We start from the raw sequence: 23,623 nt of genomic DNA, 5'->3' as shown, positions 1-23,623 counted from the left end.
ACGTCCTCGGATGGGTCACCATTCTCGGCATGAGGACCTTCGGGGGGCGAAGGGCGGTGGCGCGCGCCGCCGTCGCGGCGATCGTCCCCCTCGCGCTCCCCCTCGGGCTCCTCGGCGCCTGCTCGGGCGCCCTCGACCGGGCCCACACGGTGCAGACCCACCTCAACCGGATCGACGAGGTGACCGGCGCGAAGGTCGCCACCCCGTCCCCCGATACCGGCGCCGCGATCACGGTGACCTACGACGACGCCGACACGGTGCGCGAGCTGGCTCGGCTGATCGCGGAGGTCGACCGGGTCGCGGACGAGCAGGACTACCCGTCGTACCGGCTGGACCTGGTGCCGGCCGGGAACGACGCCGACCGGCTGGTGGTCGACGACGCCTTCGCCGGCAGCCCCGACCAGGCCGACGTGCTGGGCAACTGGCTCGCGACGACCGCGGCGCTGCTGGGCGACGTGCGCTACCGCTTCGAGTCCGGCGAGGAGTCGATCGACCTCGACTCCGGCGCCGGCATCCTGCACGACGTCGGGGAGGCCGGCCGGATCGGCTACGGCTTCGACGGCACCGTGTGGCGGTTCCGCTCCGGCGACACCACGTTCGTCGTCGCCGGTCGCGTGTCTCCGGCCGACGTCGCGCTCTTCCAGGGCACGCAGCGCACGGTCGCCTCCGGGGTGCTTCCCGCCCCCGCGTCGACCTGGCGGCTCGAACGCCGCGACGGGCACGTGCTGCTCGACCTCCGCGTCTCCTTCGCGGGCGGACCCGTCGAGCCGGAGCGGCTGACGGTCGACCGGTACGGCGACGCCGTCGCGCGGCTCGCCGGGGCCGCGATGGGCGCGGTCGGCGTCGCCGGGCTGCCGGTCACCATGCGGCTCGTCAACCCGGTGCCCGACGCCGACGACGTGTTCGGCTTCTGGTCCTCCGACGACCGGCCGGTGCGCGGGCGCGACCCGCTGGTGCGGGGCTGGGACCTCTGGCTGGTCCGGCTCGCCCGGGCCGAGGCCTCGCTCTAGCCCGCCGGCAGGGCGACGTACGTCGTCTCGAGGTACTCCTCGATGCCCTCGAAGCCGCCCTCGCGGCCGAACCCGCTCTGCTTCACTCCGCCGAAGGGCGCGGCCGGGTTGGAGATCAGGCCGGAGTTGATGCCGACCATGCCGAAGTCGAGCGCCTCCGCGATCCGGATCGTCCGGGCCAGGTCGCGCGTGTAGACGTACGACGCGAGGCCGTACTGCGTCGCGTTGGCCTGGCGGACCGCCTCGTCCTCGGTCTCGAAGGTCGTGATCGGGGCGACCGGCCCGAAGATCTCCTGCGTGTTGATCTCGGAGTCGGCCGGGACGTCGAGCAGGACGGTCGGCGGGTAGAAGTAGCCCGGGCCGTCGGGTGCGGTGCCGCCGGTGACGACGCGGGCACCGTCGTGGATCGCGTCGGTGACCAGCTGGCTGACGCCCTCGACGGCCTTCTCGTCGATCAGCGGGCCGACGTCGACGCCGTCGTCCTGGCCGCGGCCGACGGTCAGCCCGCCCATCCGCCGGCCGAGCTTGTCGGCGAACTCCTCGGCCACCGAGCTGTGCACGAGGAACCGGTTGGCGGCGGTGCAGGCCTCGCCCATGTTGCGCATCTTCGCGATCATCGCGCCGTCGACGGCGGCGTCGACGTCCGCGTCCTCGAAGACGAGGAACGGCGCGTTGCCACCGAGCTCCATGCTCAGCCGCTGGAGCTGGTCGGCGGACTGGCGGACCAGGATCTTCCCGACGCCGGTCGAGCCGGTGAAGCTGACCTTGCGCAGCCGGTCGTCGGCCTGGAGCGCCTCGCTGAACTCGCCGGTGCGGCTGGTGGTCACGACGTTGAGCACGCCCGCGGGGAGACCGGCCTCCGCGAGCAGCGCGGCGAGCGCCAGCATCGTCAGCGGGGTCTGGCTCGCGGGCTTCACGACCATCGTGCAGCCGGCGGCGATCGCCGGTCCGATCTTGCGGGTGCCCATCGCCAGGGGGAAGTTCCACGGCGTGATGAACAGGCACGGCCCGACCGGCTTCTTGATCGTCAGCAGCCGGGAGCCGCCCGCGGGGGCCTGCATCCAGCGCCCGTGGATCCGGACGGCCTCCTCGGAGTACCAGCGGAAGAACTCCGCGCCGTACGCCACCTCGCCCCGCGCCTCGGCGACGGTCTTGCCCATCTCGAGGCTCATCAGGTGCGCGAAGTCGTCGGCGCGGGCGGTGATCGCCTCGAACGCCGAACGCAGGATCTCGCCTCGCTGCCGCGCCGGCGTCCGCGCCCAGTCGGCCTGCGCCTCGACCGCCGCGTCCAGCGCGTCTATGGCGTCGCCGACCGAGCCGTCCGCGACGTCGGTGAGCACGGAGCCGTCGGCGGGGTCGATCACGTCGAGGCGCTTGTCGCCCTCGGCCTCGCGCCAGGTGCCGCCGATGTAGAGCCCGCGCTGGTCCGGGCCGAGCAGGTCGAGTCCGTTCATGGGCCCATCTTGCACCCCCGGACCCAGGGCCCGTATCCCGGGAAACGATGACAGGTCACCGCCGATCTGCGACGCTAGAGAGGTCGACTTCGGAGGGAGCACTAAGATGTCGGCAAGAACCCCTTGCTGACCCCATGCAGCGAGGGGTTCGCCCTTTCCGGGCCGCTCCGGCGCACCCCCCTCGTGGCCGGCGCGGCAGCTCCCGGGACGGGGCGAGGGCCCCGGCGTCGCGCCGGGGCCCTCGCGTCGTGTCAGCGGTGCCCGAGGAGGTCGCGGAGCAACCGTCTCGAGGCCACCGTCACGGCACGTCGTACTTCAGCGTGAACGAGCCGGAGCCCGAGTACGCGTAGACGTCCCAGCGGTAGGTGCCCGCCGTCGCCGCGTAGGTGATGTTCTCCGTCGAGGTCGCGCTCTCGCTCGCCGCGACGTCGACCCACGCTCCGCTGCTGTTGAGCTTCTGCAGGTAGAGGTCGAGGTCCACGCCGGACGGGCCGGTCAGGCAGCCGACGATCGAGCCGGACGTCGTCACCGAGAAGCCGGAGGACGAGGGCTTGTACGTCGAGGTGCCGGAGGTCGCCGAGCCCGTCGCCGTCACCTCGGTGCAGGTGCCGCCGCCACCGCCGGCGCCGCAGGTCGGCTCCCCGCTCTGCGCCGGGACCGAGATCGCGTCCCACGCCGCCTTCACCCGGTTGAACGTGGTGCAGTCGGTGCTGCCGTAGAGGTTCTTGGCGGCGGTCAGCGTGCCCACGCGGGCCTTGCCGTGCGTCCAGTAGGTCGTCTTCAGCAGCAGGGCGTTGTAGAAGATCTTGCCCGCGGTCTGGATGCCGACGCCGGTGACCGTCGACCCGTTGCAGGTGGGCGAGGCCGGGGAGCCGCCCGAACCCGCGGAGCCCTGGGAGAGCAGGTAGAACCAGTGGTTCAACGGGCCGGCGGCCGCGTGCACCTCGGTGTTCTTGATGTTCGAGGACCAGCAGTTCGGGTCCCCGGCCAGGCTCGGGTTGTACATGTAGCGGATCGGCCCGTCACCGACGAGGTCGGCCTCCTCGCCGACCGTGAAGTCCGCCGGGTCGTTGGGGTTGGCGGCGTACGCCTCGGTGAGGGCACCGAAGATGTCGCCGGTCGCCTCGTTCATGCCGCCGGTCTCGTTGTCACCGGTCGACGCACCCGGCGTGGTCTGGAAGACGCCGTGGCCGTTCTCGTGGGCGACGATGTCGATCGCGGTGAGCTGGCGCGCGTTGTCCTGGCTGTGGCCGAAGTTGACCAGCGTGCCGTCGTAGTAGGCGTTGACGTCGTTGAGGCCGACCCGCGCCGGGTAGTTGGTGCCGTTGCCCTTGACGCCGCTGCGGCCGAGCCAGGCCGACAGCATGTCGACCTCCTTGTCGGTGCCGTAGAGGACGTCGACGCACGCGGTCTCGAGGTTGGTGCCCGAGCCGTTGCCCCACACGTCGTCGGGGCCGGTGAAGATCGTGCCGGCCTGGTTGGCGCAGGAGACGCCGGACCGGGCGGTGTCGACCATGCGGTAGGTCGAGCCGCTCAGCGAGGTCCCGATGGTGACGCCCGGGTAGTAGTAGCCGGTGCCGCTGCCGTGGGAGACGAGGTCCCAGCTGCCGATGACCTTGCCGGTGACGGCGTCGGTGTAGACGGTCAGCTTGGTCGGCTGGCCGTCCGACGCGCCGGTGACCCGGGTCGCCCAGGCCAGGCGCGGCCGGTGCTGGGCGTGGACGACCAGCTCGGGCTTGGAGGTCCGGAGGACGGTGTCGACCCGCGCCTGCGCGGTGCGCTCGGCGGCGCCGGCGCGGACCTGCGGGGTGACCGAGGCCAGCCGGATCGGGGCCTTCAGCGTGGCGCTGCGGCCGGTGACCTTGCCGGAGTCGTCGAGGGAGAGCACGACGTCACCGCCGATGACCGGGAGTCCGCGGTAGGTGCGGTCGTAGGCGACGTACGCCGTGCCGGCGGTGCCCCGGATGGTGCTGACGCGCTGGAAGGCGTCCTGCCTGCTGGTGCCGAAGGAGGCGCGGCGGTCGGCGAGGTACGCCGCAGCCGCGCGGTTCGCCTCCTGCTTGCTGGTGCCGGTGGCCTGGTGGGCCGTGGCTGATGCGGTGGGTGCCGCGGTGGGTGCCGCGGTGGAGGCCGCGATGGAGGCGGGGGCCTGGGCCCCGAGCGCGAGTGCGCCCGAGACCCCGGCCACCAGAGCCGCCCCGAGCAGCGAACTGGTCGTCATGGAGGTGGTGCTCCTTCAAGGGGATGGTGGTGAGAAGCACGAACCTAGGAACCCCCCACCGGGAGGGGTAGCGGGGAAACCCTTGCTGCCCCCTCCGTTGAGTTGGGCCCCGTTCCCCGTTGAGTCGGGCCTCGTTCCCGGCCGGCCCGGGACTTCGGCCCATCTCACGGGCGACTATGGCCCAACTCGACGGTCACTCGGGGGGTGAGGGGACCAGCAGGGTGGCGAGCTGGGTGCGGGAGCGGACGTCCATCTTCCGGTAGATCCGGGTGAGGGTGGCCTCGACGGTCTTCACGCTGACGAACGTGCGCTCGGCGATCTCCCGGTTGCTCGCGCCCTGGCAGACCAGGCGGGCGATTCGGGCCTCGGTGTCGGTGAGCCGGCCGAGGAGCGGGTCGTCGGTGGCGGCGGCGGGCTCGGGTGCGCGCTCGGCGCGGACCTGGTCCAGCCAGGACCGGGCGTGGAGCTCGGCGAAGCAGGCCTCCGCCTGCGCCAGCGCGAACCGCGACGCGGCGGCCCGGCGACTGCGCCGCTCGACGTGGGCGCGGGTGAGCAGGGTGCGGCCGAGGTCGAGGCGCATGCCGAGGTCGGCGCAGACCTTCGCCGCCCGGTCGAGCAGGTGGTCGGCCCCGTCGGCGTCGCCGCGGGCGCTGAGCAGCTCCGCCTCGGCCCGGTCCAGCTGCGCGCTCACCCCGTCGGTGCCCGACCGGCCGTCGAGCGTGCGGCGCGCGCTCGCGACCAGTCGCTCGGCCGGGTCGAGCGAGCCGAGGGCGACCAGGGCCGAGACCAGCTCGGGCTGCCAGCGGTTCACGGTCGGGTCGCCGATGTCGTGCGCGGCCTCGATGTCGCGGATCCGGGTGAGCGCGGCCCGTGCCTCGACCGCGTGGCCGGCCCGGAGCTCGGCCTGGCCGAGCAGCAGCAGGTGACGCTGGAGGTACCGCGTGTCGCCGCGCTCCTCCGCCGCGACCGCGCCCCGCCCGGCGAGGGTGCGGGCGGCGTCGAGGTCGCCCCCGGCGAGCTCGGCGAGGCCGGTGATGAACCAGCCGGTGTGGGCGTCGAGGCCGAACTCCTCGCCGATCCGGGCGGCGCGGTCGGCGTACGCCGTCGCCTCGCGGCAGCGCCCCAGCCGCACCCCGACCTCGACCAGGCAGCGCAGCACGTGGACCTGGTCGCTGCCCGCGCCGCGCTCCACCCGGGCGAGCATCGAGAGGAACGCCGCCCAGGCCTCCTCGAGCCGGTCGTCGTAGAACGCGAACCGCGCGGCCATGTACGCCGGGGAGGTGTGCATGAGCCCGGGGGCGGCGGCGTCGCTGAGCGCGAGCGCGGCGGCGAGGTGCTCGTCGTGCCGGCCGGTGCCGGTCCAGCGCGTCGAGACGGCGAGCGTGGTGAGGGCCGCGGCCTCACCGGCCCGGTCGCCGGCCCGGTGCAGCAGCGCGACCGCCTGCTCGGCGCGGCTCACCGCCTGGTCGGGGCGCGACTCCATCAGCGCGACGCGGGCCCGCTGGAGCAGCACCATCGCGACGAGCTCGTCGTCGTCGCCGGCGTCGGACAGCGCCGCGGTCAGCACCTCGTCGAGCGCGGCCACCCCGGAGCCGGCGAGCTCCGGCAGCGCGAGCCGCACCCGCACGGTCTGGGCCGGGGTCGCCGGCAGCTCGAGGAAGTCGGCGAGCGCGCGGTGCACGAGCTCGACGTGGTTGCCGGGCGCGCCGGTCTCGACCGCGGTCGCCAGCCACTCGGCGCGCTCGGCGGCCAGCGCCAGCGGACACCGGTCCGCGGCCAGGAGGTAGAGCTCGGTCGCGAGCTCGCGCGCCCCGGCGCTCGCGCAGCCCTGGGCGGCCACGCCGAGCTCGCGCGCCAGGTCCGCGTCCGGCCGGGGGTCGGCCAGCGCGCGGTGGCGGGCCCGCTCGGCGGCGGTCGTGACGACGTCGGCGAGGTCGCGGTGCAGCTCCGCGCGGCGGGACGCGGGGACGGTGTCGGTCACGACCCGCCGCAGCGCCGGCGGCGTGAACCGCACGCCGTCGTCGACGCGCCCGACGAGTCCGGCGGCAGCGGCCTCGCGCAGCTCGGCGGCGGCGTCGAGCCGCCCGGCGCTCTCGAGGTGTCGCACGGTGGGCCGGTGCAGCAGCGCGGCCATCGCGAGCGTGTCGTGGACGCCCGCGTCCTGCGCGAGGTACCGGTCGTGGAGCACCCGCGCGATCGTCGGCGGCAGCGGCGTCGGCCCCCCGAGCAGCGAGGGCTGCTCGGCCAGCGCGCCGCCGAGCGCGAGCGCCACCGACGGCAGGCCGCCGGACTCGACGTGCACGCGCTGGGCGATGTGGGCCGGGATGCCGTGGCGGCCGAGGAGGTCGATGGTGTCCGCCACGTCGAGGGGAGGTACGTCGAGGTGGTGCAGGTCGGACAGGTCCACCCCGGTCCCGGAGCCCGCGCCGACGGTGGCGACCAGGCCGACCCGCCCGGGGTTGCGGCGCCGGCCGTAGCCGATCACGCAGGCCGACTCCGGATCGACCCACTGCACGTCGTCGAGCAGGATCAGCACCGGCCGCTGGGCGGCGAGCTCGGCGAGCAGCGACCGGAACTCCACGCACAGCTCGGAGCGCAGCGCGTCGGCGGGCGCACCGGCGACCAGCCGCTGGGCCGGTCGCACCGGGCCGGTGCCGAGCTGGTCGAGCAGGTCCTGCAGGGCCGTGAACGGGAGTGACCGCTCCGCCGGCGTACCGGCCGCGCGGAGAACGAGCGTCGGTCCGCCGAGGCAGCCGGCGGCGCCGTCCTCGAGGGCGTCGAGGAGCGCGCTCTTGCCGATGCCGGTGGGTCCGTGGAGGGCGACCGACAGTCCCCGGCCGAGGAGGTCCCTCACCTCCTCGAGCAGGGCGAGACGACCCGTCACCCGAGACATGGGACGTCCAGCGTAAGCGCTCGGACCAGGTCCCGACAGCCCCTTGCGCCGGGGTGGAACCAGGAGTTTCCTCGGAGCAGGAGGTCACCATGGCGGACAAGGGTGGAAGCAACCGGAGAGCGTCAGGCCAAGATCTGGGGGCGAGCAGCCCGGACCGGATCCGCAACGTGGTGCTGGTCGGGCCGGCCGGGTCCGGCAAGACCACCCTCACCGAGACCCTGCTCGCCGCTTCGGGCGCGATCCCCCGCGCCGGCTCGGTCCGCGACGGCACGACCGTCGCGGACTTCGAGGAGTCCGAGCACGTCCACGGGCGGACGATCTCCCTCGCGGTCGCACCCCTCGTGCACGAGGGCGTCAAGGTCAACCTCATCGACACCCCCGGGTACGCCGACTTCGTCGGTGAGCTCCGCGCGGGGCTGCGCGCCGCCGACTGCGCGCTGTTCGTCGTAGCGGCCAACGAGGGCGTCGACGACGCCACCCGGTCGCTCTGGCGCGAGTGCGCCGCCGTCGGGATGCCGCGCGTCGTCGCGATCACCAAGCTCGACCAGGCCCGCGCCGACTACGACGGCGTGCTGCGCCAGGCCCAGGACGCGTTCGGCGAGGCCATGGGCGGCAAGGTCGTCCCGCTCTACGTGCCGGTCCGCTCGGGCGCCGACATCACCTGCCTCACCGGGCTGCTCGCGCCGAGCGACGCCGCCGAGGCGACCGGCCTGCGCGGCGAGCTGATCGAGGCCGTCATCGAGGAGTCCGAGGACGAGACCCTCATGGAGCGGTACGTCGGCGGGGAGGAGGTCGACGAGAAGGTGCTCGTCGACGACCTCGAGCGCGCGGTGGCGCGGGCGACCTTCCACCCCGTCGTACCGGCCTGCTCGGTGACCGGCGTCGGCTGCTCCGAGCTGCTCGACCTGATCGTCCGCGGCTTCCCGTCGCCGGCCGAGCACCCCGCGCCCGACGTGTTCCTGCCGTCCGGAGCCTCGGCCGACCCGATCACCTGCGACCCCGCGGGCCCACTGGTGGCCGAGGTCGTGAAGACCACGAGCGACCCCTACGTCGGCCGGCTCAGCCTGGTCCGCGTCTTCTCCGGCACGCTCGACCCCGACCAGCCGGTGCACGTGTCGGGGCACTTCACGTCATTCTTCGGCACGGGCTCGGGCCACGAGGACCACGACGAGGACGAGAAGGTCGGCACGCTGTCCCACCCGTTCGGCAAGCAGCTCTGCCCCGCCGACCAGGTGGTCGCGGGGGACATCTGCGCGATCGGGCGCCTCAGCCGCGCCGAGACCGGCGACACCCTCTCCGGCGTCGACGAGCCGCGGGTGCTGAAGCCGTGGTCGATGCCCGAGCCCCTGCTGCCGGTGGCGATCGTCGCGCGGACCAAGCAGGACGAGGACAAGCTCTCGCAGGCGCTCTCCCGGCTCGCGGCCGAGGACCCGTCGCTGCGCATCGAGAACAACGCCGAGACCCACCAGCTCGTGCTCTGGTGCATGGGTGAGTCGCACGCCGAGGTGACGATCGAGCGGCTCACCGAGCGCTACTCCGTGCACGTCGACCAGGTGCCGTTCATCGTGTCGCTGCGCGAGACCTTCGCGGGCAGGGCCAACGGGCTGGGCCGGCACGTCAAGCAGTCCGGCGGCCACGGGCAGTACGCCGTGTGCACGATCGAGGTCGAGCCGCTGCCCGAGGGCTCGGGGTTCGAGTTCGTGGACAAGGTCGTGGGCGGCGCGGTGCCGCGGCAGTTCATCCCGAGCGTCGAGAAGGGCGTCCGCACCCAGATGGAGAAGGGCTGCCGGCTCGGCCACCCGATGGTCGACCTGCGCGTGACGCTGCTCGACGGCAAGGCGCACAGCGTCGACTCCTCCGACATGGCCTTCCAGACCGCCGGGGCGCTCGCGCTGCGCGAGGCCGCCGCGGCCACGACCGTCACGATGCTCGAGCCCTACGACAACGTCCAGGTCGTCGTGCCCGACGAGCTCGTCGGCCCGGTGATGAGCGACCTGTCCTCACGCCGCGGCCGGCTGCTGGGCACCGACAAGGTCGGCGAGGACCGCACCCAGGTGCTGGCCGAGGTGCCGCAGACCGAGCTGGTCCGCTACGCCGTCGACCTGCGCTCCGCCACCCACGGCGCGGGCGTCTTCACCCGGTCGTTCGCCCACTACGAGGCAATGCCCGAGGACGTGGCGAAGGGCGTGCCGAAGCGGGACCATGCGTCCTGACTAGGCCCCGCGCAGGAAGGCCTCCAGGATGGGGCCGGCGGTGCCGGACCCGGACGAGCCCACGTCGACGAACACCGCGACCGCGAGGTCGCCCTGCGCCGCGATCATCCATGCGTGCGTGAGGACGTCGCCGTCGCGCTCGAACTCCGCGGTGCCGGTCTTCGCGATCACCGGCGGGCCCGGGACGTCGAGGAGTCCGGTGCCGCTGCCCGAGGTCACGACCCCGCGCAGCAACGACCGCAGCTGCCCGGCCTCCTGCTTGGTCAGCGGCTCCGCCTCGTCGGGGACCTCGACGTCGACCGACCTCACCAGCCGCGGCACGACGGTGCGGCCGGCCTGCACGGACGCGATCACGGTCGCCATCGCCATCGGCGAGGCGAGCACGGTGCCCTGGCCGATCAGGTCGGCCGCGGCCTCGGTCTCGGACGCGGGCGGCTCCACGGTGCCGAAGTACGCCGGGAAGCCCAGGTCGTGGTCGACCCCCAGGCCGAGGGTGGCGGCCGCGGCGGCGAGGTCGCCGTCATCGAGCTCGCCCCGCTGGGAGATCACCGCGGTGTTGCACGAGTTCGCGATCGCCGTCCGCAGCGGGATGTCGCCGAGTGCACCGCTGGGGTAGTCGTCGTAGTTCTCGAACCGCTTGCCGTCGACCACGACCGACGACGTGCACGGCACCGGGGAGTCCGGCGTCAGCCCGGCCCGCAGCAGGGCCAGGCTGCTGACCGTCTTGAACGTCGAGCCGGGCGCGATCTGCCCGTAGGTGGCGGTGTTGTAGCCGTCGGTGCCCGGGCCGTTCGCGGCCGCGAGGATCGCCCCGGTCGACGGCTTGATCGCGACGAGCGCGCTCGACGGGCCGACGCCCGCGAGCAGCCGCTCGGCGAGCGACTGGAGCCGCTCGTCCATGGTCAGCTCGAGCGCCGGGCCGGGCTGGGCCGCGACCCGGAACAGCTCCCTCTCGCTGCCGTCCCCGGCCACCGCGTTGACCACGGCGCCGTCGACCCCGCTCAGCTGCTCGTCGTAGCGCGCCTGGAGCCCGGAGAGCCCGGCGGTGTCCCCGACCTGGTAGCGGTCCGGGTCCTCCTCGATCATCTCGGCCGTCACGGGCCCGACGGTGCCGAGGATCGGCGCCGCGAACTCGCGCGACGGCGCCAGCGGGATGTCGTCCTGGACCGCGAGGGCGCCCGCGATGGCGTCGTACCGCCGCGCGAGGTCGACCGGCACGTCGTCCTTGCGGAACACGATCGCCTCGACGAAGGCCCGGTCGCCCGCCGCCTCGACCTGCTTGACGTACGGCGCGACGTCGATGCCGACCAGGCGGGCGAGCGCCTCGGCCGACCGCCCGGCGCGGGCCTTCGCGACCTGCGAGCGGTCGATGCCGAACCGGACGACCGGGCGCTCGGTCACCAGCGCGACGCCACCGGCGCCCATGATCGGCCCGCGGACACCGCCGATCGGGGTGACGTCGAGCGTGCTGCGCCTCCTCAGGTGCGGCTCGATGAGCGCGCGGTCCCAGGCGACCTCCCACGCCTCCGCCCCCTCGCTGAGGGACACGTCGGTGGTGTAGGTCCACTCGTCGCCCGCGAGCGGCCAGGTCCACCGCAGCTCCGCGGTCGCCGAGCCGTCGGCCTCGTCGGCGTCGCTCGCGGTGACGACCGGCTCCACGTCCCCGAGGCCGGCGACGACCTCCGCCAGCTCCGCGGTCGGGTCACCCGGGCCGTCGGTGAAGGTCAGGGCCGACAGGTCGCCGGACTCGAAGCCCGCGGCCAGCGCGTCGACCGCCTCCTGCGGGTCCGGGCCGGTCACCTCGTCGGCGGCGTCGCACGCCGTCAGGCCCGCGGTGGCGAGGACGAGGGCGGCGGCCGGGAGGAGGGAGCGCACGCCTCGGTTCTACCAGTGACCTGAGCGGGGCAGGCCGGCTCCGGCCGGTTGAGCCGGGAGTTGTGACGAGGTGAGTCGGGGGTTCGAACCACCGAACTCCCGACTCGACCGGTCAGAACCCCCGATTCAACGACTCTTGTGGCGAGGCTTCCTCTGCCGAGCATCGGCGCGGGGGCCGCCGCTGTCGCGCTGGAGCTCGATCAGCTTGCCGGAGATGCGGGTCTGGCGCAGGGCGTCCCAGACCTCGCCGGGCAGCTCGGCCGGGAGCTCGACGAGCGAGAAGTCCGGCCGGATCTGGATGTGGCCGAAGTCCGCGCGGCGCAGGCCGCCCTCGTTGGCGATCGCGCCGACGATCTGGCGCGGCTCGACCTTGTGGCGCTTGCCCACGTTGATCCGGTACGTCGCCATCGGCTGGTCGCTGCCCCCGCGGGGCGCGCGGCTGGCCGAGCGCTCCGGGCGGTCGCGCTCCTCGCGCGGCGCGCGGACCGGCTTCTCGGCGGCGGGGTCGAGCAGCAGCGGGGTCTCGCCCTGGGCGACCACGGCGAGCGCGGCCGCGACGTCGACCTCGGGCACGTCGTGCTCACGCACGTAGTGGCCGATGATGTCGCGGAACCGCTCGATCCGGGTGGTCTGCGTCAGCGCCTCGGTGATCGCGTCGTCGAAGCGCGAGAGCCGGGTGGCGTTGACGTCCTCCGCGCTCGGCAGCTGCATCTGGGTCAACGGCTGCCGGGTGGCCTTCTCGATGTGCTTGAGGAGGTAGCGCTCGCGCGGGGTCACGAACGAGATCGCGTCGCCGCTGCGGCCGGCGCGGCCGGTGCGGCCGATCCGGTGGACGTAGGACTCGGTGTCGGTGGGGATGTCGTAGTTGACGACGTGGCTGATCCGCTCCACGTCGAGGCCGCGGGCGGCGACGTCGGTGGCGACCAGGATGTCGAGCTTGCCCGACTTGAGCTGGTTGACCGTGCGCTCGCGCTGGGCCTGCGCGACGTCGCCGTTGATCGCGGCCGCGGAGAGACCGCGGGCGCGGAGCTTCTCGGCGAGCGTCTCGGTCTCGTTCTTGGTGCGGACGAAGACGATCATCCCCTCGAAGTTCTCGACCTCGAGGATGCGGGTGAGGGCGTCGACCTTCTGCGGGTAGCTCACCATCAGGTAGCGCTGAGTGATGTTCGAGGCGGTCGCGGTCTTGTTCTTGACCGTGATCTCCTGCGGATCGCGGAGGTAGCTCTTCGAGATCCGGCGGATCTGGGCGGGCATCGTCGCCGAGAACAGCGCGACGTTCTTGTCCTCGGGGGTGTCGGCGAGGATCGTCTCGACGTCCTCGGCGAAGCCCATGTTGAGCATCTCGTCGGCCTCGTCGAGCACGAGGAACCGCAGCTCGCTCAGGTCGAGGGTGCCCTTGTCGAGGTGGTCCATGATCCGGCCCGGGGTGCCGACCACGACGTGCACGCCGCGGCGCAGCGCGCTGAGCTGCACGCCGTACCCCTGTCCGCCGTAGACGGGCAGGACGTGCACGCCCTTGATGTGCGCGGCGTAGCGCTCGAACGCCTCGCACACCTGGAGCGCGAGCTCGCGGGTCGGCGCCAACACCAGGGCCTGCGGCGACTTCTGGGTGAGGTCGAGGCGGCTCAGGATCGGCAGCGCGAACGCCGCGGTCTTGCCGGTGCCGGTCTGCGCTAGCCCCACGACGTCGCGGCCCTCGAGCAGCGGCGGGATCGTGGCGGCCTGGATGGCCGACGGCGTCTCGTAGCCGACGTCGTCGAGAGCCTTCAGCACCTTGGCGTCGAGCCCGAGGTCGGCGAAGGTCACGGTGTCCGCGCTGGTGTCCGTGGTCTCGTCTGTCTCGCTCACCGTTCAACGGTAGTGGCTGTGCGGTGAGGCACCACCTTCGCGGTCGCGGTGGGCTCGCTCACGCCACGGTCACGGACTTCGCCAGGTTGCGGGGGACCATCGCGACCGCCGCACCTCGCGCAGACGGGCAGAGATCCAGGATTCACGCTCAATGGAGCGCGACGGCCCCGCGTGCGTCCCGACAGCGCCCGAAGTGGGGGAAGTCACGCCACTTCGGCGGCTTCTTGGCGGTCTCGGTGGATGTGGGATACCGTAGGTGAACAGAAGGTGAACGAAAGGCGTCCGACAATGAACTCGCTGACCAACACTCGGTCCGGCCTGATGCTGACCTGGGTCGCCGTGACGGACGTACGCGGCGGAGAGCGCCTCGAGGCCCGGTGGACCGTGGCCCCGCAGACCCACGCCCCGCACGCGACGCACGCCGCCTGACCCAGCCCCTCGCACGAGCTCCGCAGCCCCGCTCGACCCCGCTCCGACCCCGCCGGCCCCGGTGCCGCGGGGTCGACGCATGTCCAGACCATTTTCTGGCTACCGGGAATGAACCGGACCGCAGTCCGGTTCAGGTGATCAAAGGTTCAACAACCCCACACACCCGACCAGGAGCTTTCGATGTCGTTCTTCAACCGCGAGTCCAACGAGCAGTTCGACGCCCCCACCACCGCCGTCGAGGACATCTCCGGCGACTACACGATCGACCCGACCCACACGCGCATCGGCTTCAGCGCCCGGCACGCGATGGTCACGACCGTCCGCGGCCAGTTCAAGGAGTTCGCCGGCACCGCCCACGTCGACGCCGCCAACCCGGAGAACTCGCGGGTCAACCTCACCGTCCAGACCGCGAGCATCGACACCGGTGTGGCCGACCGCGACGCCCACCTGAAGTCCGCCGACTTCTTCAGCGCCGACGAGAACAAGGAGATCACCTTCTCCTCCACCAAGGTCGAGCGCGACGGCGAGGACTGGGTCGTCACCGGCGACCTGACCATCAACGGCGTGACCAAGTCGGTCACCGTCCCGTTCGAGTTCACCGGCTCGGCCCAGGACCCGTTCGGCAACCTCCGCATCGGCTTCGAGGGTGGCGCCACCATCAACCGCAAGGACTACGGCGTCACCTGGAACGCCGCGCTCGAGACCGGCGGCGTGCTCGTCTCCGACAAGGTCAAGCTCGAGTTCGACGTCTCGGCGATCCGCAACGCCTGATCGGCCGAACGCCACCCAGCAACACCAGCAACACCAGCAGGAGCCGACGGGGCCGCCGAATATTCGGGCGGCCCCGTCGGCCATTTGGTGCTTCGATGACGCCGTGTCGACGTACCTCTCCCTCCCCGACGGCCTCTCCCACCGGCCGCTCGTGCTCTCCGACGCCCGCGCCGTCTACGAGGTGATGGCCGCCCAGGAGCAGCACGACCTCGGTGAGGTCGCGGTCGAGGAGGCCGACATCGTGGCCGACTGGCAACGGCCGTCGCACGACCTCGCCGCCCACTCCCTCGGCGTCCTCGACGGCGACCGCCTGGTGGCGTACGCCGAGTACATGGGCGACACCCGGGGCGACGCCGCCGTGCACCCCGACCACCGGGGCCGCGGCATCGGCACGGCGCTCGCCCGGTGGATGCAGGACAACGCCCGGGCGGACGGCGCCTCGGTCGTCGGCATGCCCGCGCCGGTCGGCTCCGACGGCGACCGGCTGCTGGAGGAGCTCGGCTACGGGGTGCGCTGGACCAGCTGGGAGCTGGTGCTGGCCGAAGGGGTGGCGGTCCCGCACCGCGAGGTCCCGGCCGGCTACACGATCCGCGCGGCGACACCGGCGGACCACGAGGCCTGCTGGGTGGTGCTCGAGGACGCCTTCCTCGAGTGGTCCGAGCGCGCACGGGAGCCCTTCGACGACTTCGCCGCCCGCACCATCGGGCGGCCCGGCTTCCAGCCGTGGCACCTGCGCCTGGTCGCGGACGCGACCGGCGCGGTCGTGGGGGTCAGCTACGTCCACCCGTTCGGGACCATGGGCTACGTCGACCGCATCGCGACCCGGACGGACCAGCGCGGCCGGGGCATCGCCCAGGCGATGCTCGTCGACGCGTTCGCCACGGCTCGCGAGCACGGCTGCACCACGTTCGGGCTCAACACCGACTCCCGCACCGGCGCCCTCGGCCTCTACGAGAAGGTCGGCATGCACGTCACCCGCACCTGGGTGAACCGGGCCATCTCGCTCGACCCGGACATCAGCGGATCGGCGCGCCGGACACCGACCGCGCGATGACCAGCCGCTGGATCTCCGAGGTGCCCTCGAAGATCGTGTAGATCTTCGCGTCGCGGGCCATCCGCTCCACCGGGTACTCGCGGGTGAAGCCGTTGCCGCCGAGGATCTGCATCGCCTCGCCGGTCACCTTCACAGCGGTCTCGCCGGCGAACAGCTTCGACATCGAGCCCTCGGCGTTCTCGAACGCCTTGCCCTGCCGGGCCATCCACGCCGCCCGCCACACCAGCAGGCGCGAGGCCTCGATCGCGGTCGCCATGTCGGCGAGCTTGAAGGCGATGCCCTGGTTCTCGATGATCGGCTTGCCGAACTGCTCGCGGGTCTTGGCGTAGTCGAGCGCGATCTCGTACGCCGCCCGCGCGATGCCGATGGCCTGCGCGCCGACCGCGGGCCGGGTGCGCTCGAAGGTCGCCATGGACGCGTTGCCGCGGGCGCCGCCGCCCTCCCGGGCGCGGGCCAGGCGCGCGTCGAGCCTCTCCTTGCCGCCCAGCAGGCAGCGGCCGGGGACGCGGACCTGGTCGAGGACGACCTCGGCGGTGTGCGAGGCGCGGATGCCGTGCTTGTGGAACTTCTGGCCCTGGCTGAGGCCCTTCGTGCCGGGCGGCACGACGAACGAGGCCTGGCCGCGGGTGCGGAGCTCGGGGTCGACGACCGCCGTGACGACGTGGACGTCCGCGATGCCGCCGTTCGTGGCCCAGGTCTTGGTGCCGGTGAGCACCCACTCGTCGGTCTTCTCGTCGTAGGTCGCGCGCGTGCGCATCGAGCCGACGTCGGAGCCGGCGTCGGGCTCGGAGGAGCAGAACGCGCCGAGCTTGAGGTCGCCCGGCGTGCCGTACATCGCCGGCACCCACTCCGCCACCTGCTCGTCGGTGCCGTTCGCGCGGACCCCGGCCGCGGCCAGCGACGTCCCGACGATCGAGAGCCCGATGCCGGCGTCGCCCCAGAACAGCTCCTCCATCGTGATCGGGAAGCCGAGCCCGGTCTCGTCCAGGGCCTGGGTGACGATGAAGTCGACGGAGTAGATGCCCGCCTTCGCGGCCTCCTCGACCACGGGCCAGGGGAACTCCTCCCTCTCGTCCCACTCGGCGGCGGCCGGGCGGATCACGTCGGCGGCGAAGCCGTGCAGCCAGTCGCGGAGGTCGCGGTGGTCCGGGTCCAGCTCGAAGGAGGGAGTCGTCACGGTGCGCAGGCTACCCACGAGTCCGGCTCCGATGCGCTCAGCGGTGCGCGATGGCCGTGAACGCGTGCGTCGCGGCCTCGGCGATCTCGTCCGGGGTGGCCGCCAGGGTGCCGTCCAGCCACCCGGTCACGAGCTGCGCGACGCCGCCGATGAACAGCAGGCCGGCCATCTCCCGCTCCTGCGCCGTCCACGCCTGCTCGGGGTAGAGCTCGGCGGCCTCCTCGGCCGCCAGGTGGGCGAACAGCCGCATCAGCTCCGCGCGCCTCGGTCGGACGCCGTCCAGCGCGACCGACTCGACGATCGCCACCCGGCCCTTGCGGGGGTCGTCGGTGAGGATCTCGACGAACGTGCGGACCGCGGCGCGGATCCGGTCCGCCGGGCGACCGCCACCGACGACCTGCTCTCGGTGCTGTGCCACATCGAGTCCGACGAGGGCGAGCGGTTCAGCGACGAGGACGTCGTCAACCACATGATCCTCTTGATGATGGCCGCCCACGACACCTCGACGTACACGCTGTCGGTGATGCTCGAGAAGCTGGGCCAACACCCCGAGTGGCGGGAGCGCTGTCGAGAGGAGGCACGGGAGCTCCGGGACCGCGTCGGCCCCACGCCCGGCCTCGACGATCTCCAGTCGCTGGAGGCCGTCGACCTGGTGATGAAGGAGTGCCTGCGACTGCGGGCGCCCGTGCCGGTCGTGCTGCGCAAGACCGTCAAGGACACCGTGGTCGAGGGCGTACGGATCCCGCGGGGCACCTTCGTGACGGTCGCCCCGCAGTTCAGCCACCTGATGCCGGAGTACTGGACGGACCCCGAGGCGTTCGACCCCGAGCGGTTCAACGCCGAGCGGCGCGAGGACAAGTCGCACCGCGACGCGTGGGAGCCCTTCGGCGGCGGCGTCCACAAGTGCCTGGGCATGCACTTCGCCGGCGCCGAGGTGAAGGCGTTCCTCCAGCACTTCCTGCTCGACTTCGACTGGTCGGTCGACCCGTCGTACGTCGCCCCGCTCAACAACCACTCGCTGCCCTTCCCGAAGGACGGGCAGCCGATCGCGCTGCGGCGGCAGGACACTAGACCCGCGCCGCGGATCAGGCCCGAACCGGGCCTCCGGGTCCGGAGGAGGTTGAGCAGGAACGCGAGCAGGGCGATGTAGACCTTGGTCTCGGTGGCCGGTCCACCGGTCGCCTCCGTCCGCACAGACCTCGCCGGGCGGGGGTACTCCTGTCCGGTACGTCCCGCCCGGCGGGGGGCTCAGGGCGATGCGACGGGCGGTGCGAGAGCTGCGCCCGAGAGGTGACAGGAAGGCCGTGAATGCCCTGAGCCCGCCCGGGGACGGGGCGGGCTCAGGACAGCTCACTGGTGATCAGCCGTCAGCTGACGGGTGCGATCTGCTTGCTCGTGCGAGCCCGGACGCAGAGCAGCGTGTGGTAGACGTCGTTGAAGCCGGCGCCGTCCCACCAGTACTTGAACGCGCGCTGCTTGGGCCGCGGGTCCATGCCGAGGTACCAGACGTGGCTCGGGTCGGTGACCGAGAAGCCGGCCACCATGCCCTTGTACATCTGGTAGTTCTGGCCGGACGCACCGTCGTCACAGGTGAGACGGCGCTCCTGGGTCCGGAGCACGTTCATGAGCTCCTGCTGACCGGCGTAGCCCGGCCGGTACTCCATCGGGAGCGTGTGCGAGTGCGGGCCGTTGCCGTCCTCGCTCACCGTCGTACGCAGGCAGCGCAGGTACACCGAGATGTCGACCGACGTGGCCTCCTCGACGAGGAAGGACCACTCCCATCCGCGGTTGTTCGCGGTCGGCCAGCTCTTGAAGATGCGGGCCTTGTGGTCGTAGTCGTGACTGGTGATGTTGAAGCCCGGCGCGACGGCGTAGGCATCCGCTCCGCAGGCGTTCTCGTGCTTCCAGTTGCGCGGGCCCGAGGCCAGCGTGTCGTGGTCGAAGGAGCCCTGGGCCGAGACCCGGACCTGGTGCGAGTGCAGGAACGCCTGCTCGACGTTCCCGCGGATGCAGGTGACGAACAGCTTGATCTGGGCGATGCCGTCGGCGTAGTTGCGGGCGCGGAAGTGCCACATCCTCCGGTCGGCGGCGTCGCCGTAGGAGGCGGTGAAGTACACGTCGCGCTCGTCGCCGTTGGTCTCCGGCGGGTTGGCCTGCTCGACGTTGTCGACGCGCCACATGCCGTCAAGGGCGATGTCGCCGGGGTTGCAGTAGAGGTGCTCGTGCAGGTTGCCTTCGGGGTACTCCCCGACCAGGTCGACGTGCTTCTCGACCTTGTACATGTAGACCTCGTGCTGCTTCATCTGAGCAGCCGACGCGGGGCTGGCCATGGCCGCCACGATCGCCAGGGGGGCGAGCAGGGCGGCGACGGCGGCACCGACGAGGAGGGTTCGGGACCGATCTCGAGTCGTCATGATGACGATCTCCTTGCATTGACAGGAAATAGGGCGGTGAGCACGTCTTCCCGAGATCGTTCCTACCGGTCGCCACTGACCCGGTCCCGTCAGGTTAGGTCGCCGCCGAGGGGTCGACCACCGAAACGAGTGCTGGTCTACGCCACTGGACTACCGCACAGGACTGGACCAGGACGGCTCCCTCCGTCACCGCTCCTCGGTCGTGTCCCGCTCGGGGTCGCCGTCGGCGAGGACGCCGTAGAGGCGCCGCCGCGTGTCGACCAGGATGTCCACCGCCGCACGGCGCTGGGAGTCGCTGCCGGACGTGATGATCTGCCAGGCCGCGCCCATGACCTGACCGATCTCGCCCTTGAAGTCGCCTAGCTCGTTGCCCTCCTCGTCGGCCTCGGGCGCCTCGAACGGCGTCCAGACCGCGCTCAGCTCGTCGGCGTGCTCCTCGACGTACCGCTCGCCGGCCTCGGTCAGGCGGAGGTGGCGCCGGCCGCCCTGCTCGACGGTGCGGACCAGGCCCTCGTCCTCGAGCTGCTGGACGGTCGGGTAGACCGAGCCGGGGCTCGGGCGCCAGGCGCCGTTGCTGCGGTCGGCGATCTGCTGGATGACCTGGTAGCCGTTGATCTCCTCACCGTTCGACGTCGCGGTGCGGACCACGTCCAGGATGGCGGAGCGGACGTCGCCGCGGCGGACCCGCGGCCCGCGCTGGCGGTCGCCCTGGGCGAGCCCGAACAGGCCCGCGACCCAGGGCGGGGGCCCGGAGTGCCCGAAGCCGGGGCCGCCCCACGGCCCGCCCCACGGCCCGCCCCGTCGTCCGTGCTGGTTCCACTGCTGCTCGGCGTGCTGGGCCCACTGCCGGCTGAATCCTCGGTGTCCCATGTCAGGACTCCTCTCCACGGTGTCTGAGTATCGCAACTGTTTCGCGATATATCGCGACGGTACGCCGAGATGGGGTGGTGGGCAAGGCGCGATACGCCACGCGGAGCAGCTACCGCGCCAGCCACGCCGCGTAGGCGTCGAAGGTGTAGGGCCGGCCGAGGAACTCGGCGACGAGGTCGGCGGCGTCGCGAGCACCACCGGGGGCGAGGACCAGGTCGCGGTAGCGGCCCGCCACGTCGGGCGCGAACAGGTCGGCGGGGTCGAAGGCGGAGAAGAGGTCCTTCGCGATCACCAGCGACCACATGTAGGTGTAGTACGCCGACGAGTAGCCGGACAGGTGCCCGAAGCTGGCGAACATGTGGGTGCCGTCGATGTAGGGGAACGGCGCGTACCTCTCCTGCAGCGAGCGCATCTCCGCGGTGAGGTCGGCCGGCCGGGAGGTGTGGAACCAGTAGGACATCGCGGCGTAGAACATCTGCGTCCGCGCGTGGTAGCCCTTGCCGAAGTCGTCGGCCGCGCGCATCCGCGCCACCAGCTCGGCGGGGATCGGCGATCCGGAGGAGGACACCGCGAAGGTCTGGAGCACGTCCGCGTCCCAGGCCCACTCCTCGAGCATCTGGCTCGGCGCCTCGACGAAGTCCCACTCGGTGGCGACGCCGGCGAAGCGGGTCCACTCCCCTGCACCCGCGAGCACGTGGTGCACCAGGTGGCCGAACTCGTGGAAGAGCGTGACCACGTGGTCGTGCTCCATGAGGCCGCGCGAGAAGTTGCAGACCAGCACGCCCTCGGCGAGCTGCCGGCCGGCCAGCCCGTCGGCGAGCGTGAACTGCGCCGCGTGCTTGTACTTCCCCTCCCGCGGGTGGAGGTCGAGGTAGATCCGGCCGATCCGCTCGCCGTCGCGGAGGACGTCGTACGCCGTGACGTCGTCGTGCCACACCGGGGCGTCCGCCACCTCGGCGTACTCCAGGCCGAACAGGCGGGCGGTCACGTCCAGGAGGCCCTGACGCACGCGGGTGAAGTCGAAGTAGGTGCGCACCTGCTGGGCGTCGACGTCGTGCCGCTCCTGCCGCACGAGCTCCTCGTAGTAGAGGGAGTCGGCGGTCGTGATCGACGCGGCGCCGGGGACGTCGCGGCGGTAGCGCTCCAGCAGCAGCTCCAGGTCGCGGGCCATCGGGGCCTCGGCCGCGGCCGCGATCCGGTCGATGAACTCCGGGATCGCCGGGCCGGTGCCGATCATCTTCACGTCGGCGTCGTAGGACGCCCAGTCGTCGTAGCCGACCAGCGTCGCGAGCTCGTGGCGCAGCGCGAACATCTCGTGGAGCCGCGGCTCGTTCTCCGGCCAGCCCCGGTCGAGGAAGGCCACCGTCACCTGCCGGCGTACGTCGGCGTCGTGGGCGAACATCCGGACCGGCACCGAGTCCGGATAGTCGGTGGTCACCGTGACGAGCCCGTCCTCACCGGCCGGATGCGCGTCCAGCCAGTCCTCGGGCATCCCGGCCAGCCGATCCGGTGTGACCCGCACCGTGCGGACGTCGTCGCGGACGGTGCGGCCGAAGTCCTGGCCGACCTCGGTCAGCCGCTCGTTGATCCGCGCCAGCCGCGCGCGGGCCTCGTCGTCGAGGTCGACGCCGGCGCGGCGGAAGTCGTCGAGGGTCTTGGTCAGCAGTCGCGCCGCGGTGGGGTCGAGGCCGGCCGGGTCCGCGGCCGCGAACACCTCGTAGAGCGCCCGGTCCTGGCGCAGCTCGGTGACGAACCGGTCCACCTCGACCTCGGCCTGCTCGCACGTCGTCCGCACCGGCTCGTCCGGGTGCACGTTGGCGAGCAGCGACGACACGGCCGCGACGTTCGACAGGTGCCGCGACACCTCGTCCCACTGCCGCAGCAGCTCGAGGGTCGTCGCCGGCGGCGCCGACCGCAGCACCTCGACCAGCTCGCGCGCGGCGGCCAGCCCGTCGCGGGCCCGGGCCTCCGCCCAGCCCTGCGCGTCGGCGGCGGACGGGAGCGCGAGCGGCGTCATGGCGCCAGACTGCCACGCCTCCGGGAGAGGTACGCGCGCTCGGCCGGGTTGTCGGTCGCACCGATCGCCGCGTCGTACGCCGCCCGCGCCTCCGCGCTGCGCCCCAGGCGCCGCAGCAGGTCGGCGCGCGTCGCGTGCCAGGCGTGGTAGGTCGTCAGGCTCGGCTGGATCTCGGGGAGCCGGTCCACCTCGGCCAGCGCGACCGCCGGCCCGTCGAGCTCGGCCACCGCGACCGCGCGGTTGAGCGCGACGACCGGGCTGGGCGCCACCGCGTACAGCTGGCCGTAGAGAGCGGCGATCTGGCTCCAGTCGGTCGCGCCCGCATCGGGGGCGTCGGTGTGGACGGCGTTGATCGCGGCGAGCAGCTGGTACTGGCCCGGGCGCCCGGTCGCGGGGCACTCGCGGACCAGGTAGACCACCGCGAGCACGGCGCCCAGCCGGCCGGTGAGGTCGGCGGCCTCGGGGACCCGGTACGGGATGTGGGCGTCCTTGATCTTCTTCTTCGCGCGGGTGATGCGCTGGGCCATGGTCGTCTCGGGCACGAGGAAGGCCTGCGCGATCTCGGCGACCGTCAGGCCGCCCAGGAGCCGCAGGGTCAGGGCCACGCGGGCCTCGGGGGCGAGGGCCGGGTGGCAGCAGGTGAAGATCAGCCGGAGCCGGTCGTCCTCGACGATGCCGGTCGGCTCGTGAGGGGTGTCGTCTCCGTGGAGCTCCGGGGAGATCATGAGTGCCGCCTGGTGCTTGGCGTCGCGGTGCGACTCACGGCGGATCCGGTCGATGGCCCGGTTGCCCGCGGTCGTGGTCAGCCAGCCGCCCGGGTTGGGCGGCACGCCGTCGGCGGGCCACCGCTCCAGGGCGGCGAGCAGCGCCTCACCGGCCGCCTCCTCGGCGATGTCGATGTCTCCGAAGCGGCGGACCAGGGAGGCCACGACCCGGCCGTACTCCTCGCGGTAGATCCGCTCGACGGCCGCGTGCGCCGGTGGGAGCTCGGGGCTCACTCGCCCTGGAAGGGCCGGACCTCGACCTTGCCGGCGCAGGCCTGCGAGCCCTCGGCGGCCCACCGGTGCGCCGCCTCCAGGTCGGGCAGCTCGAAGATCCAGAAGCCGCCGAGCCACTCCTTCGACTCGGCGAACGGGCCGTCCGTCACGACGGTCTCGCCGCCGGTGCTGTCGACGGTGGTGGCGGTCTCGCGGGGCATCAGGCCACCGGCGAAGACCCAGATGCCGGCGTCCTGCGCCTTCTGGTTGAACCGCTCGACCGCCTCGAAGATCGGCTGGATCTCCTCCGGGCTCGACGGCATCTCCTCGCCCTCGACGTGGTGCACGGACAGCATGTACTGGGTCATCTCGCTCCTCCTGGTGGGCCCCGGGTGGGCCG

The 23,623-nt window shown here is 72.6% G+C and carries 18 protein-coding genes; 6 read left to right on the top strand and 12 right to left on the bottom strand.

Annotated features, from left to right (window positions below; all coding sequences use genetic code 11):
* Positions 1 to 29: 29 nt before the first annotated feature.
* On the top strand, positions 30 to 1,010 hold the full coding sequence (locus tag ACYQ0U_RS05440; RefSeq protein WP_459970262.1) for a hypothetical protein: 981 nt from the start codon (positions 30 to 32) through the stop codon (positions 1,008 to 1,010).
* Here the strand turns inward: ACYQ0U_RS05440 and ACYQ0U_RS05435 are convergent.
* The 3 genes from ACYQ0U_RS05435 to ACYQ0U_RS05425 form a co-directional block, all read right to left on the bottom strand.
* Positions 1,007 to 2,464, bottom strand: coding sequence for an NAD-dependent succinate-semialdehyde dehydrogenase (locus ACYQ0U_RS05435; RefSeq protein WP_459970260.1), 1,458 nt, complete (start codon positions 2,462 to 2,464; stop codon positions 1,007 to 1,009). The two genes, ACYQ0U_RS05440 and ACYQ0U_RS05435, sit on opposite strands and share 4 nt — an antisense overlap.
* Before the next feature lie 298 nt (positions 2,465 to 2,762).
* Positions 2,763 to 4,685, bottom strand: a complete 1,923-nt coding sequence (locus ACYQ0U_RS05430; protein ID WP_459970258.1) for a M4 family metallopeptidase — start codon at positions 4,683 to 4,685, stop codon at positions 2,763 to 2,765.
* Positions 4,686 to 4,878: 193 nt separating this feature from the next.
* Positions 4,879 to 7,569 carry a helix-turn-helix transcriptional regulator gene (locus ACYQ0U_RS05425; protein WP_459970256.1) on the bottom strand — a complete coding sequence of 897 codons (2,691 nt, stop codon included), beginning with the start codon at positions 7,567 to 7,569 and terminating at the stop codon, positions 4,879 to 4,881.
* A gap of 98 nt (positions 7,570 to 7,667) precedes the next feature.
* Here ACYQ0U_RS05425 and ACYQ0U_RS05420 point away from each other — a divergent pair, with 98 nt between their 5' ends.
* Positions 7,668 to 9,791, top strand: coding sequence for an elongation factor G-like protein EF-G2 (locus ACYQ0U_RS05420; protein WP_459970254.1), 2,124 nt, complete (start codon positions 7,668 to 7,670; stop codon positions 9,789 to 9,791).
* Here ACYQ0U_RS05420 and ACYQ0U_RS05415 read toward each other — a convergent pair whose 3' ends face one another.
* A complete protein-coding gene (locus tag ACYQ0U_RS05415) occupies positions 9,792 to 11,666 on the bottom strand; it encodes a penicillin-binding transpeptidase domain-containing protein (protein ID WP_459970252.1) in 1,875 nt (624 codons plus the stop codon). It abuts the gene before it with no gap.
* A gap of 126 nt (positions 11,667 to 11,792) precedes the next feature.
* On the bottom strand, positions 11,793 to 13,514 hold the full coding sequence (locus ACYQ0U_RS05410; RefSeq protein WP_459970250.1) for a DEAD/DEAH box helicase: 1,722 nt from the start codon (positions 13,512 to 13,514) through the stop codon (positions 11,793 to 11,795).
* Between the two features lie 288 nt (positions 13,515 to 13,802).
* Here ACYQ0U_RS05410 and ACYQ0U_RS05405 point away from each other — a divergent pair, with 288 nt between their 5' ends.
* The 3 genes from ACYQ0U_RS05405 to ACYQ0U_RS05395 all read left to right on the top strand — a co-directional run bounded on the left by ACYQ0U_RS05405 (position 13,803) and on the right by ACYQ0U_RS05395 (position 15,768).
* On the top strand, positions 13,803 to 13,943 hold the full coding sequence (locus ACYQ0U_RS05405) for a hypothetical protein (protein ID WP_459970246.1): 141 nt from the start codon (positions 13,803 to 13,805) through the stop codon (positions 13,941 to 13,943).
* Positions 13,944 to 14,123: 180 nt separating this feature from the next.
* The gene (locus ACYQ0U_RS05400) at positions 14,124 to 14,714 is read left to right on the top strand and encodes a YceI family protein (RefSeq protein WP_459970244.1); all 591 of its coding nucleotides are present in this window, start codon (positions 14,124 to 14,126) and stop codon (positions 14,712 to 14,714) included.
* Between the two features lie 103 nt (positions 14,715 to 14,817).
* The gene (locus tag ACYQ0U_RS05395) at positions 14,818 to 15,768 is read left to right on the top strand and encodes a GNAT family N-acetyltransferase (protein WP_459970242.1); all 951 of its coding nucleotides are present in this window, start codon (positions 14,818 to 14,820) and stop codon (positions 15,766 to 15,768) included.
* On the opposite strand, the gene ACYQ0U_RS05390 is transcribed toward ACYQ0U_RS05395, so the two are convergent.
* Positions 15,731 to 16,945 (bottom strand): acyl-CoA dehydrogenase family protein, encoded by a 1,215-nt coding sequence (locus tag ACYQ0U_RS05390; protein ID WP_459970240.1) that lies wholly within the window; start codon positions 16,943 to 16,945, stop codon positions 15,731 to 15,733. The genes ACYQ0U_RS05395 and ACYQ0U_RS05390 overlap by 38 nt on opposite strands.
* Before the next feature lie 37 nt (positions 16,946 to 16,982).
* A complete protein-coding gene (locus ACYQ0U_RS05385) occupies positions 16,983 to 17,363 on the bottom strand; it encodes a hypothetical protein (protein ID WP_459970236.1) in 381 nt (126 codons plus the stop codon).
* On the opposite strand from ACYQ0U_RS05385, the gene ACYQ0U_RS05380 reads away from it, so the two are divergent.
* Positions 17,352 to 18,095 carry a cytochrome P450 gene (locus ACYQ0U_RS05380; RefSeq protein WP_459970233.1) on the top strand — a complete coding sequence of 248 codons (744 nt, stop codon included), beginning with the start codon at positions 17,352 to 17,354 and terminating at the stop codon, positions 18,093 to 18,095. The two genes, ACYQ0U_RS05385 and ACYQ0U_RS05380, sit on opposite strands and share 12 nt — an antisense overlap.
* Positions 18,096 to 18,312: 217 nt before the next feature.
* Here ACYQ0U_RS05380 and ACYQ0U_RS05375 read toward each other — a convergent pair whose 3' ends face one another.
* From ACYQ0U_RS05375 to ACYQ0U_RS05355, 5 genes are all read right to left on the bottom strand, one after another.
* Positions 18,313 to 19,359 carry a hypothetical protein gene (locus ACYQ0U_RS05375; RefSeq protein ID WP_459970231.1) on the bottom strand — a complete coding sequence of 349 codons (1,047 nt, stop codon included), beginning with the start codon at positions 19,357 to 19,359 and terminating at the stop codon, positions 18,313 to 18,315.
* Positions 19,360 to 19,545: 186 nt separating this feature from the next.
* Positions 19,546 to 20,229 (bottom strand): PadR family transcriptional regulator, encoded by a 684-nt coding sequence (locus ACYQ0U_RS05370; RefSeq protein WP_459970229.1) that lies wholly within the window; start codon positions 20,227 to 20,229, stop codon positions 19,546 to 19,548.
* A 109-nt stretch (positions 20,230 to 20,338) separates the two neighbouring features.
* On the bottom strand, positions 20,339 to 22,246 hold the full coding sequence (locus ACYQ0U_RS05365; protein WP_459970226.1) for a M3 family metallopeptidase: 1,908 nt from the start codon (positions 22,244 to 22,246) through the stop codon (positions 20,339 to 20,341).
* Complete coding sequence (locus ACYQ0U_RS05360; protein ID WP_459970224.1) at positions 22,243 to 23,244, bottom strand: RNA polymerase sigma factor; 1,002 nt, start codon at positions 23,242 to 23,244, stop codon at positions 22,243 to 22,245. The genes ACYQ0U_RS05365 and ACYQ0U_RS05360 overlap by 4 nt, the downstream gene beginning before the upstream one ends.
* Complete coding sequence (locus ACYQ0U_RS05355) at positions 23,241 to 23,591, bottom strand: YciI family protein (protein WP_459970222.1); 351 nt, start codon at positions 23,589 to 23,591, stop codon at positions 23,241 to 23,243. Before ACYQ0U_RS05355 ends, ACYQ0U_RS05360 begins: the two co-directional genes overlap by 4 nt.
* Between the last annotated feature and the right edge of the window lie 32 nt (positions 23,592 to 23,623).

The organism is Nocardioides pyridinolyticus (assembly GCF_054653575.1).
Note: the sequence above shows the minus strand (reverse complement) of the source record. Positions and strands in the feature narration are given on the sequence as shown.

Excerpts from the sequence above, each read along its gene's own strand:
- ACYQ0U_RS05405 (WP_459970246.1), top strand. The coding sequence starts at position 13,803 with ATGAACTCGCTGACCAACACTCGGTCCGGCCTGATGCTGACCTGGGTC.
- ACYQ0U_RS05370 (WP_459970229.1), bottom strand. The coding sequence starts at position 20,229 with ATGGGACACCGAGGATTCAGCCGGCAGTGGGCCCAGCACGCCGAGCAG.
- ACYQ0U_RS05400 (WP_459970244.1), top strand. The coding sequence starts at position 14,124 with ATGTCGTTCTTCAACCGCGAGTCCAACGAGCAGTTCGACGCCCCCACC.
- ACYQ0U_RS05355 (WP_459970222.1), bottom strand. The coding sequence starts at position 23,591 with ATGACCCAGTACATGCTGTCCGTGCACCACGTCGAGGGCGAGGAGATG.
- ACYQ0U_RS05375 (WP_459970231.1), bottom strand. The coding sequence starts at position 19,359 with ATGACGACTCGAGATCGGTCCCGAACCCTCCTCGTCGGTGCCGCCGTC.
- ACYQ0U_RS05430 (WP_459970258.1), bottom strand. The coding sequence starts at position 4,685 with ATGACGACCAGTTCGCTGCTCGGGGCGGCTCTGGTGGCCGGGGTCTCG.
- ACYQ0U_RS05365 (WP_459970226.1), bottom strand. The coding sequence starts at position 22,246 with ATGACGCCGCTCGCGCTCCCGTCCGCCGCCGACGCGCAGGGCTGGGCG.
- ACYQ0U_RS05440 (WP_459970262.1), top strand. The coding sequence starts at position 30 with ATGAGGACCTTCGGGGGGCGAAGGGCGGTGGCGCGCGCCGCCGTCGCG.
- ACYQ0U_RS05435 (WP_459970260.1), bottom strand. The coding sequence starts at position 2,464 with ATGAACGGACTCGACCTGCTCGGCCCGGACCAGCGCGGGCTCTACATC.
- ACYQ0U_RS05420 (WP_459970254.1), top strand. The coding sequence starts at position 7,668 with ATGGCGGACAAGGGTGGAAGCAACCGGAGAGCGTCAGGCCAAGATCTG.